The sequence below is a fragment of the Micromonospora sp. WMMD729 genome, assembly GCF_049315225.1.
Classification (GTDB): domain Bacteria; phylum Actinomycetota; class Actinomycetes; order Mycobacteriales; family Micromonosporaceae; genus Micromonospora.
In genome coordinates, this window is sequence record NZ_CP186059.1 from 3601525 (window position 1) to 3616447 (window position 14923).

Here is a 14923-nt window from a genome sequence, read left to right on the forward strand (position 1 = left end):
TCGTGCGTTTCGCCCCTCCGACCAGGGGTAGGGGTGCAGGGGCCTGCTCAAACGCTCCAGGGAGAGGTCCGCTCAGTGGAATCCAGCAAGCCCGCCGAAGCCGTCAAGAACGTCGTGAAGACCGCCTCCGAGAAGATCGCCGACGCCCTCACGCCGGATGTGCCGGGCGCGCCCGGCAGCGCACCGCCGACCGTCGAGGAGCCGACCTCGCCCCGCGACCCGCTGCCGCCCAAGACGGAACAGGGCGCCCCGCAGACGCGTACGCCCACCGGCGCCGAGACCGGTGCGCCGACGACCGCGAACGGTCAGCAGGGCGCGTACCTGACGACGGCGAACGGAGCGCGGCTGCGCGACACCGACCACTCGCTCAAGGCCGGTCCCCGGGGACCGGTCCTGCTCCAGGACCACCACCTGCGCGAGAAGATCACGCACTTCGACCACGAGCGCATCCCGGAGCGCGTGGTGCACGCGCGGGGCGCGGGCGCGCACGGGGTGTTCACCGCCTACGGCACCGCCGAGGCGGTCACCCGGGCCGGCTTCTTGAAGAAGGGACGCGAGACCGAGGTCTTCGTCCGGTTCTCCACCGTCCTCGGCTCGCGTGGCTCGGCCGACACCGTCCGGGACACCCGGGGCTTCGCGACCAAGTTCTACACCGACGAGGGCACCTTCGACCTGGTCGGCAACAACATGCCGGTCTTCTTCATCCAGGACGCCATCAAGTTCCCCGACATCATCCACGCCGCGAAGCCGCACCCGGACCGGGAGATCCCGCAGGCGCAGAGCGCGCACGACACGTTCTGGGACTTCGTCTCGCTGCACACCGAGGCGCAGCACCACACCATCTGGAACATGTCCGACCGGGGCATCCCGCGCTCGTACCGGACCATGGAGGGCTTCGGTGTGCACACCTTCCGCCTGGTCAACGAGGCCGGGGAGACGGTGCTGGTCAAGTTCCACTGGAAGCCGAAGCTCGGCGTGCACTCGCTGACCTGGGAGGAGGCGCAGCTGCTCGGCGGCATGGACCCCGACTTCCACCGCCGGGACCTCTACGACGCCATCGAGGCGGGCGCGTTTCCCGAGTGGGAACTCGGCATCCAGGTCTTCCCCGACACGCCCGAGGAGACCTTCGCCGGCATCGACCTGCTGGACGCCACGAAGATCGTCCCGGAGGAGTTGGCGGAGGTGCAGCCGATCGGCCGGTTGGTGCTCAACCGGACGCCGACGAACTTCTTCGCCGAGACCGAGCAGGTCGCCTTCCACCTCGGCCACCTGCCGCCGGGCATCGACGTCACGAACGACCCGCTGCTCCAGGGGCGGCTCTTCTCGTACGTCGACACGCAGCTCACCCGCCTCGGCGGCCCGAACTTCGCGCAGATCCCGATCAACCGTCCGCACGCGGCGGTCAACGACATGCTGCGTGACGGCTTCCACCAGCACGCCGTGCACGCCGGGGTGGCGCCGTACCGGCCGAACTCGCTCGACGGCGGCAACCCCTTCGAGGCCGGCGACGCCGAGCACGCCTTCGTCGACGTGCCGGTGACGGTGGCGCAGGCGCCGAAGGTCCGCGCGAGCCCCGCGTCGTTCGACGACCACTACAGCCAGGTACGACTGTTCTGGCTGAGCATGTCGCCGGTCGAGAAGGAGCACATCATCCGGGCGTACACCTTCGAGCTGGGCAAGTGCTACCACCAGGCGATCAAGGAACGTCAGCTGCAGTGCCTCGCCAACATCGACCCGGTGCTGTGCGAGCAGGTGGCCACCGGCCTGGGGCTGCCCGCGCCGCAGCCCACGGTGACGCCGGTCGACGTCACGCCGAGCCCGGCCCTGTCGCAGGTCGGCCGGGAGTGGCCGGCCGACGGCCGTACCGTCGGGATCGTCGTCGACCCGGACGGCGACCTGGACGACGTCGGCGAGGTCCGGCGGGCCGTCTTCGAGGCCGGCATGGTGCCGCTGCTGATCGCCCCGCACGGTGGCATGGTGGGCGACCTGCCGGTCCAGCGGACCTTCGCCACCGGCCGTTCGGTGGAGTTCGACGCGCTGCTGCTGGCCGGGGCGCCGGTGCCCGCGCCCGACGCGCTGCCCGCCCGCGACGCCAAGGCGGGCCGGCCGGACGCGGCGACCGTCGACCCCCGCGTGCTGCTCCTGGTCGAGGAGTGCTGGCGGCACGCCAAGGCGATCGGCGCGTGGGGCGCCGGCGTCACCGTGCTGGAGCAGGCCGGGGTGGCCGGCACCCCCGGCATCGTGGCCGCAGGCTCCGGCGCGGAGGCGCTGACCGGGGTGCAGCGGTTGATGGCCGCGCACCGGGTCTGGGAGCGATTCCCCGCCTCGGTGGCCTGATCCGTCACCGACGAGGGCTGTCCTTCCCTGGGCGGGAGGGCAGCCCTCGTCGGTCCATTACCGGATCATGACAATTCGAGGATCAGGCGCGGATATCCCGCTGGCACCTTCTGCTGAGTGATCCAAGAGCTGTCTCGCACCGAGCCCCGACCGGAGGGGCACGACGCACGCGTCCGGTTCCGCCACCGACGGCGGGCCGACACCGGCGGACCGCAGCGTGTGCAGTGGGCCGACGCCGCGAAGGGCGTGTGCATCCTCCTCGTCGTCGGCTGGCACATCGTCGTCAAGGACTACCTGCGGATCGACTGGCACGTCGGCGTGCCCGTGCCGGGCCTGTGGGGGACGCTGGGTGAGCAGTTGCTGCCGCTGCGCATGCCGCTCTTCTTCACCATCAGCGGTCTCTTCGCGGCCAACGCCGTGCACCGGCCCTGGCGCGCCGTCGCCCGTGGCCGCATCGCGGGGTTCCTCTACCTGTACGCCCTCTGGCTGCTGATCCACACCGCGGTCCTCGCCGTGACGCCGGACTTCCCGACCGACCGGGCCACGTCCGTCGTCGGACTGCTGGCACAGCTCACCGTCACTCCCTCCAACCTCTGGTACCTGTACGCCCTGGCGCTCTACTTCACGCTCGCCAAGGCGGCCCGTCGGCTGCCGTCGTGGCTCGTCGTCGTACCCGCCGCGGTGTTGTCCGCCGTCGCGGCCGCCGGCCTGCTGGCCACCCCGGGCAACCGGGCCGGCCTATACCAGAACCTGGTCTTCTTCCTGGCCGGCCTGTACCTGCGGTCCCCCATCCAGCGTTGGGTCGCCACCGCGACCCGGCGTCGACTGGTGCTGACCGGCGGGGCGTACACCCTCGCGCTGGCCGCGATGGCGGCGGCCGGCGCCCAGCGGTGGTTCGGCGTGTGGCCGGCGGTCTCCGTCGTCGCGGTGGCCTTCGGCGTCACCGCCGCCGCCCGCCTGGTCCGGTGGCCCGCCCTCGGCGACCGGCTGGCCGTCCTCGGGCGTGTCACGCTGCCCGTCTACGTCATCCACCTGCCGCTGGTGGCGCTGCTGCACCGCCTGCTCGTCGCCCCGGTCTCCGAGCTGGACGCGGGCGCGCAGGGCCTGATCGTGCTCGGCTACCCGGTCGTGCTGACCGCGCTCGTCACCGGTCTGAGCCTCGCCGCGCACCGGGGGCTGCTGGCGGCCCGCGCCCGCTGGCTGTTCGCGCTCCCCGGCACCCGCCGCCCGGCGGTGACCGGATGACCGCCCTGGCCGAGGCGGTGGTCGACCTGGGGGCGATCGCGGACAACGTCCGGACGGTCGCCGCGGTCACCGGCACCGACCTGATGGCGGTGGTGAAGGCCGACGGGTTCGGCCACGGGGCGGTGCCGGTCGCGCGGGTCGCGCTGCGTGCCGGGGCCACCTGGTTGGGCGTGACCTCGGCGGCCGAGGCGCTGGCCCTGCGCGCCGCGGGCATCACCGCGCCGACGTTGAGCTGGCTGCACCGCCCGGACGACGACTTCACCGAGTTGATCCTCGCGGGCGTCGACGTGGGTGTCTCCACCCTCACCCACCTGCATTCGCTGGTCGACGCGGCGGTGCGGCTCGGCGTACCCGCGACGGCGCAGCTCAAGGCGGACACCGGTCTCACCCGCAACGGCGCCGGTCGGGACGAGTGGCCCGACCTGGTGGCCTGGGCCCGCAAGTACGAGGTGCAGGGCGCGCTCCGGGTACGCGGCGTGTGGTCCCACCTGGCCGACGCGGACGTACCGGGTGCGCCCGCGCTGGCCGGTCAGCTCCGGACGTTCACCGAGGCGCTGCACGTCGCCCGGGCCGCCGGCCTCGACCCTGATCTCGTCCACCTGGCCAATTCGGCGGCCGCGCTGTCGGCGCCCCGGACCCGCTTCGACCTCTGCCGGATCGGGCTGGCCCTCTACGGCGTCGATCCGTTCGGCGCGGTCGGTCCCGGCGCGTTCGGGCTGCACGCCGCCCTGACGCTGCGCACGACCGTGGTGAACGTGAAGCGGGTGCCGGCCGGCACGGGCGTCTCGTACGGGCCGGAGCACGTGACCGCCGCCCCGACGACGCTGGCGCTGCTGCCGCTCGGCTATGCCGACGGGCTGCCCCGGGTCACCGAGGGTCGGGCCGAGGTGTGGCTCGGCGGCCGGCGCTGCCCGGTGGTCGGACGGATCGCCATGGACCAGTGCGTGGTCGACGCGGGTGACCTGGCGGTACGGATCGGCGACCCGGTCGTGGTGATCGGCGCGGGACGCGACGACGACGCGCCGACCGTCGCTGAGTGGGCGCGCTGGGCCGGCACCAACCCACACGAGATCTTGACCGGAATCGGGGCGCGGGTGGGCCGCGTCCATCTCCACGAAAGGGCGGACTTCGCATGATCACGCGACTGGCAGTGCTGTACGGCGGGCAGAGCGGCGAACACGAGGTGTCACGGCGCTCCGGGGCTGCCATCCTCGCCGGTCTGGACCGGGACCGGTACCAGGTCACCGAAGTGCTCATCGACACCGACGGCGGCTGGCACGTGGACGGTAGGCCGATGGGTCTGCCGCAGGCGTTGCGGGTGCTGCGCGCCCAGGACGTCGTGTTCCCCGCCCTGCACGGCCCGTACGGCGAGGACGGCACGGTCGCGTCGCTGCTGGAATGGCTCGGCGTGCCGTACGTCGGCAACGGGGTGTTCGCCAGCGCGGCGGGCATGGACAAGGGTGTCACCAAACGGCTCCTCGCCGCGGAGGGCCTGCGGGTCAGCCCGGGGGTGACCCTGCGGCCCGAGGAGACCCTGTCGCCGGCCGACCAGCGGCGGCTGGGCCTGCCGGTCTTCGTCAAGCCGGCGCGGGCCGGGTCCAGCCTGGGCGTGGTCCGGGTGACCGAGTGGTCGGCGCTGCCCGCCGCGCTCGCGCAGGCCCGCCAGGTCGACCCGAAGGTGCTCGTCGAGCAGGGGGCGCACGGTCGGGAGATCGACGTCGCCGTCCTGCAACACCCCGACGGCCGGGTGCAGGCCGGGCCGCCGCTGGAGATCCGGGTCAGCGGGGCGGGCTTCTTCGACTACGACGCGAAGTACGACGGTGGCGCCGTCTTCCAGATCCCGGCGCAGCTCGACCCGGCCACCACCGAGGTGCTCCAGGACCGGGCGATCCGCGCCTTCGACGCCCTCGACTGCCGGGGACTGCTGCGGGTCGACTTCTTCCTCCCCCACGAGGGCGCCGAGCCCATCGTGAACGAGGTCAACACCTTCCCCGGCTTCACCGCCGCCTCGCAGTATCCGCAGATCTGGCAGCGGGCGGGCGTCGAGTTCCCCGCCCTGCTCGACATCCTGATCTCCGGCGCGCTCGCCGAAAGGGGTCGGGTCCTGGCGCAGCGGCTACCTGAGCCGGGGCGGGCGGTCGACCTGGTGTGAGCGGACACCGCCCTGGTCAGTCGAGCGGGCAGGACCAGGGCGGCCGGGTGCCGTCCGAGCCGACCAGGGTGACCGGGGCGTAGCTGCCCTGCTGGCCGGCGAGCGTCACGGTGCAGACGATCTGGTTGACCGCCAGGGTGGAGAGCGGCAGCACGGCACCCTTCATCCGCACCGTGACGCCGGGCTGGTCGGCGCTCGGTGTCACGGCTGCCGGACCGATGTCCGACGGCACCTCGCTGGTGAGCCCCGCGTCGCGCTCGCTGTCATCGGGGCCGGCGGCGAGCAGCACGAGTGTCTCGGCCGGCGACCGGGGGATGTTCTTCACCGGCCGGAGCGCCAGCGCCAGCTCGCCGTCCGCGATCAGGTAGATGCCCCCGTCCGCGGACGGGCCGCTCACCGCGGAGCGGCCCGTGATGACGTCGGTGGGCCGGACTCCGCACCCGGCCGTCAGCACCGCGACCAGGAGCCCGACCGCGAGCGAGGCCCACGCCCCGCGACGGCGGCTCACCGTACGACTCCGACGTCCGTGGTGTCGGACGCCGTCCGGGGCAGCCGGAGCGTGAACACCGCCCCGCCCCGCGGGCCGTTGCTCGCCACCAGGCTCCCGGACTGCCCGGCGTGCCGGTGCAGGCGCGCGTTCTCCCACGCGATCGCGAGTCCGAGGCCACTGCCCTCGGAGCGGGTCCGGGCGGTGTCCGCCTTGTAGAAGCGGTCGAACACGTGCGGCAGCACCTCCGGGTCCAACCCCGGGCCCTGGTCGGTGACCTCGATGGTGAACCAGTCGGGTTCGGCGACAAGACGGACGGACACCGGCTCGGTGCCGTGCCGGAAGGCGTTGCCGACCAGGTTGGCGACGATGACGTCGAGCCGCCGGGGATCGAGCCGAGCGACGACACCGGCCGGCAGGTGCGCCCGTACCCGGTCGGTCCACCCCCGCAGCCGCAGCGTCGCGCTGACCGCCTCGGCGACGTCGACGTCGTCGAGGGCGAGCCGGGCAGTGCCGGAGTCGAACCTGCTGACCTCGATGAGGTCGTTGACCAGCTGGGTGAGGCTCTGCGTCTCCTGGCTGACGAGCCGGGCGGCCCGGCCGGCGTCACCCGGTAGCCGGTCCGCCTCCTCGTCCAGCACGTCGGTGACCGCCGTCATGGCGGCCAGCGGCGTACGGAGTTCGTGGGACACGTCGGCCACGAAGCGCCGCGCGTCGGCCTCCATCCGCCGCAGCTCACCGACCTGACGCTCAATGGTCGCGGCGGTGTCGTTGAAGGTGCGCGTGACGTCGGCCAGCTCGTCGACGCCCCGGACGGTCAGCCGGGTGGACAGGTCCCCCTCGCCGAGCCGGCGTGCCGCGCGACCCAGCTCGCGGACGGGCCGCAGCACCCCCTGCGCCGCCAGCAGGGCCAGCAGGACCGCGAGGATGAGGGAGAGCCCGCCGGTCACCCAGGCGAGCGTGGCGAGCCGGTCGATGCTCTCCTGCTCGGAGGCGAGGTTACGCACCGAGTAGACCTCCACTCCGGACGCCACGGACGTGCCGTCGGGCCGGTCGAGCCGGAGCTGCGTGCCGATGAGAAGCACCGGCTGTCCGGCCCGCTCGACGCGTTGCCAGGCGATCCGACCGGTCGCCACCTCCTGCCGCAGCTGCGGGGTGAGCTGTTCGGTGCCGTCGGCGCCTGACGACCACCGTTCCCGGTAGTGGACCAGGGTGTAGCTGTCCCGGTCGGAGAGCTGCCCCGCCAACAGGTCCAGCTCCTGCTGGCTGGGTGGCAGGCGCAGCACCGGGTACACCTTCGAGAGCTGGTCGGTGAGTGAGGCCACCGCCGCGTCCTGCGCCTGCTGGAGGATGACGGTACGGGCCTGGAAGTAGCTGCCACTGGCCACCACCGCCGTGGTGGTCACACCCAGCAGGGCGAACGCCAGGAGCAGCCGGGTGCGCAGACCCAACGCCATGGCGCGGGCCCGGTGCCAGGGGGTCACAGCGGCCCGAACCGGTATCCGAAGCCGCGTACGGTCTGGATGTAGACCGGCGCCGACGGCTCGTCCTCGATCTTGGCGCGCAGCCGCTGGACGCAGGCGTCCACCAGCCGCGAGTCGCCGAGATAGCCGTGCTCCCAGACGGCCTCCAGCAGTTGCTGACGACTGAGCACCTGGCCCGGCGTGTGCGAGAGTTCGAGCAGCAGCCGCAGCTCGGTGGGGGCCAGGCCGACCGGCACGCCGCCCTTGCTGACCACCAGCGCGGCCCGGTCGATGGTCAGGTCGCCGTGCCGGTGCAGCCCGGGTCGATCGGCGCCGGGGCGCCGCGAGTCGCCGCCGGTGCGCCGCAGCACCGCGCGGATGCGCGCCTCGAGCACCCGGGCCTGCACCGGCTTGACCACGTAGTCGTCGGCACCCGCCTCCAGACCGGCCACCACGTCCATGTCGTCGTTGCGGGCGGTGAGCATGATGATGGGCAGGTCGCCCTGCTGCCGGATCCGACGGCACACCTCGAACCCGTCCATACCGGGCAGCATGATGTCGAGGACCACCACGTCGGAGGCGGTCGTCTGCAGCCGCTCCAGGCCCTGTTCACCGGTCGCCACGGCGACGACGGTGTGGCCCTGCCGGGTGAGCGCCAACTGCAGTCCGTCGCGGACCGTCTGGTGATCTTCGATCAGCAGGACCTGGGGCATGCCGTCAAGTATCCCATCACGAGTATTGTTCACGTTCGTCGATGCTGTGCGCCCGTCGGCCCGCCGGTCGGGTCGAGCCGACGAACTCCATCGAGCGGACCAGGAACGCCGCCCCGCCCAGCGCGAGCACCGTCAACCCGGTCGCCGCCAGGACGGCCACCAGCGGCCCCCACCGCAGTTCGGCGGCCAGACCCGGCAGCAGCACCCGAACCGCCCAGACCAGCACGAGCAGTCCCACCGCCCCCTGAGCCAGCGCGCGCCAGACCCGGCCGGACCTCGGCGCGGCAGCCGGACGACGCGTGTCGCCACCGACCCGGACCGCCAGCCCGGCGGCCGCCAGACAGAACAGCGTCAGGCTCACCAGAACGCCCCCGAGCACGTCGCTGAACCGGTGCCATCCGGCGATCATGGTGGCCGCGCCGATCACCGAGACGCCCGCCGCGCCGGGCACCACCAGCCACCGTCGGGCCGCGTCGGGCGTCACCAGCAGGAATGCCAGCGCCAGTGCCGCCGCGACCGCGACGTGACCGCTGGGGAAGCTGTTGTGGGTGGTCGAACCCGCGACCGCGAGTTCCGGGCGGGGCAGCGCGGACTTCGCCGCGCCGGCCACCAGCACCGCGCCGAGCACCAGACCGACGCCCACGACGCCGGGCAGCAGCCGGCGACCGAGCGCGCCCACCACCAGCACGGCGGCGAGCAGGACGGCCAGCAGCGCCGGGTGACCGAAGTGCCGCAGGACGACCGTGGCCGGCTCGAACAGCCCGCCGGGCTGCGCGTAACCCCCGCCCCGCTCGGCGCGCGGCAGCAGCAGTCCGTCGACCCACTGGCCGGGCTGGGTCCACACGAAGACCAGGCCGACCAGACCCAGCGCGAGCAGGCAACAGACGCCCGCCGCGAGCAGTCGGAGCGCCGGGTGCACCGCGAGGGCCGGCGCGCGGGCCGGGCCGGGCGGCACCGCCGGTGTCGGCACCGGCGACCGACCGATGAAGTACGACGATGTGTGGGACATGCGACCATGCTCGGCCGGTGAGATCCGGGCGCTGTCCGCGGATTGTCTTGGTTCTGTCACAACCGGCCCTCGTACGGGAAATACCGGGCGATCCTCCCCCACGAACGCCCGCCAGCGCGCCCTGTCATGACGCCGACCGGACGTGAACCGGCATTCACATGCTTACATGCAACTATGTTTAACCCGCCCGAGACGAGCCGTCACTAAGGTCAAGACGCCGATCGATCTTATCGGCGGTGCGTAAACCATCCGGAGTGTTCGTGGGGAACCGGAAGGGGTTGGGCAATGCATGGGGTTTCGGTCGCGCCACTCGTCATCGGCATCGCGTCCTCGCCGGCCGAGCGCCGGCAGTTGGCCCGCCTGCTCGGCGGGAGCGACGCCTTCCTGATCGTCTCGAACGTCGAGCAGGCACGGGAGTTCCTCGGGGTGGGCGAGGTGCCCCCCGTCGCACCTCCTCCGGTCCCGCCGGTGCGCGCGGAGGTGGCGCAGCGCCCACAGCCGCCGCCCGACCTGAGCGTCGACTCCGACCGCCGGGTGCTGCGCTGGCGCGATCAGGAGATCGACCTGACCCGGCTGGAACACGACGTGCTGCTCTGCCTGGTCGACGCGCCCGGGCAGGTCTGGACGTACGAGCGGCTGCACCTCGAGGTCTGGGGCAACCGGCACCTCGGCCGTGGATCCGACATGCACTCGGTCGTCCGTCGGGTCCGCCGCAAGCTCGCCCGACTCGACGCCACCGCCACGATCCACGCCGTCCGCGGCGTCGGCTTCCGGCTCGCACCGATCTGAGGTCTGCCTCGTAGGAAAATCGCCGGCCCGCCTGGTCGAGGACCAGGCGGGCCGGCTCACTGCGCTACCGCTCGGGGGTCAGCACCGGATCGGCGACAACCCGAAGTTCTCCACCGTGGGAGTGGTGACGTTGACCTTCGTCTGACGGGTCTGGGGCTTCCAGCCGTCCTTGGCGACGATCATGGTGAGCGGATTGTTCCGACGGTCCATCCAGTAGGCGTAGTTACCGGCGGCATCGGTCGTGAACGTGAACGACATGGCCCACGAGTCGACCTGGACCACCGCACCGGCGATCGGCGCGGCCGCGCCCCCGCAGCTCGTCCCGGTCACCGTACCCATCAGCTTGCCCCAGGTCTTCGGGGGCGTCACCGTCATGGTCACCGTCACCGGCGGCACCGAGTACGGCGTGTTCTCCCGGATCGTGACCGCGGCCGAGTAGGTGCCCGGCTGGTCCACGCTCGCGGTCAACCCGACGGTGACCGTGACCTTCTCCCCCGGGGCGAGGGTGGCCGTGGTCTTGTCGATCGTCATCCAGCTGACGTCGGCCGCCGCCTCGGCGCACCCCTCGAAGCCCGGCAGCGCCTCGCTGTCCGGCGCCGCGTCGAAGCTGCCCGAGGAACCACCGATCTTGTAGAAGCCGCACGCCGCGCCACCCCGGTAGCGGGCGGTGTTGGCGTTCGGCAGGTTCGACCAGGAACTGGTGGCCGGGTCGAAGGCGAAACCGGCGTTGGTGATCGCGCCGCCCTGGGAACCACCCACGACCAGGAGCTTGCCGCTGGCCACCGCGTACGAGCTGGCCCAGTTGTCGGTCGGCGCGTCCGCGATCGCGGTCCAGGTGTTGGCGCCCGGGTCGTAGGCGTAGCTGGCCTTCTGCGCCGCGGTGCCGTCGTTGCCACCGGTGCAGTACAGGACGCCGTCGATCCCGCCGCAGGAGGCGAAGGCCACCGACTTCGGGTAGTTGGCCACCGTCTCCCAGGTGTCGGTGCCGGGGGTGTAACGGACCACGGTGTTCGACATCGGCACGCAGGCCGCGGTCGTGCAGCCGCCCACGGCGTAGAGCTTGCCGTCGACGACCGCCTGCCCGGCCGCCGCCCGCGGCGCGGGGTTGTCGGCCAGTTCGGTCCAGGTGTTGGCTGCCGGGTCGTACGACCAGGTGGCGGCGTCCGGGCCCGCATCGCCCCAGCCGCCCGTTGCGATGATCTTCCCGCCGACCACGCCGACGGTCAGCGCGTTGCGGGCGCCGGGAAGGTCGGCGGCCGCCGTCCAGCTCTGCGCGACCGGGTCGTAGGCGTAGGTCTTCACGGTGGAGGCGGTTCCGTCGCCACCACCGATCGAGTACACCTTGCCGTCCAGGGTGACCACCCGGTTGTCCATGATGTTGCCCGGGTAGTCGGTGATGTCCGTCCACGGCGCGGCCTGCGGACCGGCCGCCGCGGGCGTCGCGGTCTTCGCCTTGCCGGACGCCCTGGCCGCGACCGACGTCGGGACCGTCAGCCGTTGCTCGGGCGCGCCGGCCGCGCCGAGCGCCTGCTGCCGGGTCACCCGCGAGCCGTCGGCCCGCAGCAGCTCGAAGCCGTCGTCCCGCTCACCGAAGGCGACCTCGACCGGAGCGCCGCCGGTGTTGGTCACGGTGAACGTCCTGGTCGCCTTGCCGCCGGGCATCTGGAGCGTCGCGCTCAGCGCGGCGGGTGTCACCGACAGGCGGCCGGCCGCGAGGACGAAGTTCGCGGTCGTCGCCCAGTCGGGCTCGACGTCGACCTGCTTGCTCTGGCTGACGTAGCTGCCGGCCGTCGCGGTGAACTTGTGGGTGCCGGTCAGCGTCGAGTAGATCCAGTAGAACCCGTCGGGCAGCCCCGGGTCGTCCGGGGTCGCCACGGTGACCGCCTTCTCGGCGGGCCGGTCGTTGCTGGTGACGGTGGCGCCGTTGACGTAGCTGTTGTCGTTCTTGTCGCGGACGTTGCCGACGACCAGGCCGCCGTCGACCGGCACGCAGAGAACCTGGCTGCCGATCAGGACGTTGTCGACCTCCCACCACCAGTCGAACTTGGCGTCGTAGTAGTGGAACCGCACCTGGACCTGCGACTTGCCGGCCGCCTGCGGAATCGGGATCTCGGTGAGCTTCGGTCCCCGGACGTCGGTCTCCTGGCGCAGCACGTTCGTCCAGGTGGCGCCTCCGTCGATGCTCAGGTCGACGTCGGCGGTGTCGTCGTTGAGCTGGTTGAAGTCCTGGTTGAACCGGATGACCGGGGCGCTGACGGCGGTCAGGTCGACGACCGGGCTGACCAGGGAGCTGTCCTGGCTCTTGCCCGCGCCGTAGTCGTCACTGTCGATCATCGCGAAGTTGCCGGTGCCACCGGTCAGGTTGCCCCGATCACCGTCGTCGGTGAACTTCCACACCTGACCCGCGCCCACGTTGTCCACCACCGACCAGCCGGCCGGAGTGGTCGTCGCGTCGAAGCTCTCGTACACCCCGTCGGAGCCGAACGTGTAGCCGGGGGCCGTCGTGCACTTGGTGGTGTCCACCGGCACCGCGACGTTTGCCGTCACGTTACGGGTGCCGACCACGACCTCCTTGGTGACCTTCTGGTAGCCCGGGTACTGCACCTCGTACGTCAGGGTGTACGTCTGACCGGCCGGCAGCGTGATGCTGTAGCGGCCGTTCGACGGGGTCGTGTAGTCGTACACGCCCGCCGGGCCACTCACGCTGACCTTGGCGTACAGCGGCCAGCCGTGGCCCGACCCGTCGGTGACCGAGCCGGTGACGTTGACGCGCGGCACCGCCGTCAGGGCGACGTCGAGCGTCGTGGTCGTACGGTTCGTGACGGTCGCCGACTTCGTGACGCTGCCGTACCCGAACGCGGAGACGACGACCTGGTAGTCACCGGTCGGGACGAGGGTCGAGTACGTGCCGTCGGCGCCGGTGGTGATCTCCCGCGAGGTCGGACCGGTCAGCGTCAGGGTCGCGCCGGCGATCGGGGCGCCGGTGGCCGCGTCGGTGACCGTGCCGGCCAGGGTGCCGACGTCGCCGGTGGGGGCGGCGTTGAGCAGCGCGAGGGCGTCCAGCCGGCCCTCACCCCAGACGTTGTTGTCGGCGGCGGTGCCACCGCACTGGTCGTCGGCCTTGTCGATCGCGGTGCCGTTGAGCAGCGCGCGGGTCGCGTCGACGTCCCCGACCAGCGACGGTGCCGCCGAGTACAGCAGGGCGATCGCGCCCACCAGGTGCGGGGCGGCCATCGACGTGCCGCTGGCGGTCCCGTACCCGTTGCCGGGGATGCTCGACCGGACGTTCACGCCGGGCGCGGAGATGTTGGGCTTGATCTCGCCGTTCTGCCCGACGCCGCGCGCGGAGAAGCTGGCGATGGTGTTGTTGACGTCGTACGCGCCCGCCGAGTAGTTGCTGGCGAGGCTTCCCGGCGAGCCGCTGGTCTGGCACGCCGGCCCGCTGTTGCCGTTCGAGAACACCCCGAAGATGCCCGAGGCGGCCCAGGCCAGGGTCACGTCCTCCATGAAGGGCTCGTTGGACGGCAGTCGGGTGCCCCAGGAGTTGTTGATGATGTTGGGGCGCTTGCTGGCGTCCGGGTTCTGGCCGTTCGAGTCGGTCGGTTCGAGCATCCACTGACCGGATTCGATCAGCGCCTCGTCGGTGGGGCAGCAGCCGTTCGCCGCGATCCACTTGACGCCGGGCGCGACACCGATCTGGTTCGCGCCGGCGGAGCCGGCCATGGTGCCCATGGTGTGCGTACCGTGGCCGTCGTCGTCGCAGGGCGCGCCGTCGCACGTCCCGGCGGCGTCGAACCAGTTGTAGTCGTGGTCGAACGTGCCGTCGCCGTTGTTGCCACGGTAGGAGTTCACCAGGGCGGGGTGGTCGTACTGCACGCCACTGTCGATGCTCGCGATGGTGACGCCCTCGCCGGTGACGCCGTACTGGGACCACACGTCGTCGGCGTTGATGTTGGCGACGCCCCACTCGACGGCGTTGACGGTCTTCTCGTCGGTTCCCTTGGTGAGCTTCGGCAGCTCGTACGCGACCGGCGCGTAGAGACCCTCGACCTCACTGTGCGCGGCGAACTGCTGGGCCATCGCCAGGGAGCCGCTGTTCACCTTGATGGCGTTGGTGGCCCAGAAGCTCTGGTACTTCGTACCCGAGCTGTCGAGTTCGGCGCGGACCTTGCCCTGGCTCGCGGCGGCGCTCTCGCGCAGCGCCTGTGCCACGGCCGAACCCCGCTTGGTCCAGTCCTTGATGGCGCTGGCCTTGCTCAGGTCCGCGCGGTCCTTGAACCGAATCCAGAAGTCCCCTGCGCTCTTGGCCTGGAACTGCTTGGCGAGTTCCGGCCGGATCTTGTCCCCGACGGCGGTGCCCGTCGAGCCGGGCGCGGCCTGCGCCCCGGAGCCGAAGCTGGCCAGGCACGTGACGGTGAGGACCAGCGCCGCGCCGGCGCTCACCACCGATCTGGCCGTGCGTCTCCATTGTGGACGTCTGAACATCGGTGCCGCCTTCCTCAGAACGACCCAGGGGTGTACGTGGGCCATGGTGGGAAGTGCACGAGATCCACTCGACGGAACCGAGCGAACGGACCCCTCATGCCTCCCCCATGCACCGCGCGGGTCACGCCGGTTGCCCGAGTGGACACTATGATCGAGAGGAAAGGACGATCAAGAACTTGCTGTGAGCATCTTGTCGCTACCGGTTGCCCTGCTGGCGACGCGCTTGCCAAACGTTGTCAGCAC

General features: G+C 71.8%; 10 protein-coding genes. 5 read left to right on the forward strand and 5 right to left on the reverse strand.

Annotated features, from left to right (window positions below):
- Positions 1–75 precede the first annotated feature (75 nt).
- From ACN263_RS16615 to ACN263_RS16630, 4 genes are all read left to right on the forward strand, one after another.
- Entirely contained in the window at positions 76–2337 is a 2262-nt protein-coding gene (locus tag ACN263_RS16615; RefSeq protein ID WP_422735217.1) for a catalase, read from the forward strand.
- A gap of 117 nt (positions 2338–2454) precedes the next feature.
- Positions 2455–3582 carry an acyltransferase family protein gene (locus tag ACN263_RS16620; RefSeq protein ID WP_422735218.1) on the forward strand — a complete coding sequence of 376 codons (1128 nt, stop codon included), beginning with the start codon at positions 2455–2457 and terminating at the stop codon, positions 3580–3582.
- Positions 3579–4718 (forward strand): alanine racemase, encoded by a 1140-nt coding sequence (gene alr / locus ACN263_RS16625; RefSeq protein WP_422735219.1) that lies wholly within the window; start codon positions 3579–3581, stop codon positions 4716–4718. The genes ACN263_RS16620 and alr overlap by 4 nt, the downstream gene beginning before the upstream one ends.
- Complete coding sequence (locus ACN263_RS16630; protein WP_422735220.1) at positions 4715–5734, forward strand: D-alanine--D-alanine ligase family protein; 1020 nt, start codon at positions 4715–4717, stop codon at positions 5732–5734. Before alr ends, ACN263_RS16630 begins: the two co-directional genes overlap by 4 nt.
- Positions 5735–5750: 16 nt before the next feature.
- On the opposite strand, the gene ACN263_RS16635 is transcribed toward ACN263_RS16630, so the two are convergent.
- From ACN263_RS16635 to ACN263_RS16650, 4 genes are read right to left on the reverse strand one after another with little or no spacing between them, the layout of a single operon-like run.
- A complete protein-coding gene (locus ACN263_RS16635; protein WP_422735221.1) occupies positions 5751–6242 on the reverse strand; it encodes a hypothetical protein in 492 nt (163 codons plus the stop codon).
- Positions 6239–7705: an ATP-binding protein gene (locus ACN263_RS16640; RefSeq protein WP_422735222.1), complete on the reverse strand. Its 1467-nt coding sequence runs from the start codon at positions 7703–7705 to the stop codon at positions 6239–6241. The genes ACN263_RS16635 and ACN263_RS16640 overlap by 4 nt, the downstream gene beginning before the upstream one ends.
- Positions 7702–8397, reverse strand: a complete 696-nt coding sequence (locus ACN263_RS16645) for a response regulator (protein ID WP_422735223.1) — start codon at positions 8395–8397, stop codon at positions 7702–7704. The genes ACN263_RS16640 and ACN263_RS16645 overlap by 4 nt, the downstream gene beginning before the upstream one ends.
- Positions 8398–8413: 16 nt before the next feature.
- Positions 8414–9406: a phosphatase PAP2 family protein gene (locus ACN263_RS16650; protein ID WP_422735224.1), complete on the reverse strand. Its 993-nt coding sequence runs from the start codon at positions 9404–9406 to the stop codon at positions 8414–8416.
- A 285-nt stretch (positions 9407–9691) separates the two neighbouring features.
- Here ACN263_RS16650 and ACN263_RS16655 point away from each other — a divergent pair, with 285 nt between their 5' ends.
- Complete coding sequence (locus ACN263_RS16655; RefSeq protein WP_422735225.1) at positions 9692–10195, forward strand: winged helix-turn-helix domain-containing protein; 504 nt, start codon at positions 9692–9694, stop codon at positions 10193–10195.
- Between the two features lie 78 nt (positions 10196–10273).
- On the opposite strand, the gene ACN263_RS16660 is transcribed toward ACN263_RS16655, so the two are convergent.
- Entirely contained in the window at positions 10274–14680 is a 4407-nt protein-coding gene (locus ACN263_RS16660) for a S8 family serine peptidase (protein WP_422735226.1), read from the reverse strand.
- Positions 14681–14923 lie beyond the last annotated feature (243 nt).

Coding starts and splice junctions, on each gene's coding strand:
- ACN263_RS16650 (WP_422735224.1), bottom strand. CDS start 9,406: ATGTCCCACACATCGTCGTACTTCATCGGTCGGTCGCCGGTGCCGACA.
- ACN263_RS16655 (WP_422735225.1), top strand. CDS start 9,692: ATGCATGGGGTTTCGGTCGCGCCACTCGTCATCGGCATCGCGTCCTCG.
- ACN263_RS16645 (WP_422735223.1), bottom strand. CDS start 8,397: ATGCCCCAGGTCCTGCTGATCGAAGATCACCAGACGGTCCGCGACGGA.
- ACN263_RS16630 (WP_422735220.1), top strand. CDS start 4,715: ATGATCACGCGACTGGCAGTGCTGTACGGCGGGCAGAGCGGCGAACAC.
- ACN263_RS16660 (WP_422735226.1), bottom strand. CDS start 14,680: ATGTTCAGACGTCCACAATGGAGACGCACGGCCAGATCGGTGGTGAGC.
- alr (WP_422735219.1), top strand. CDS start 3,579: ATGACCGCCCTGGCCGAGGCGGTGGTCGACCTGGGGGCGATCGCGGAC.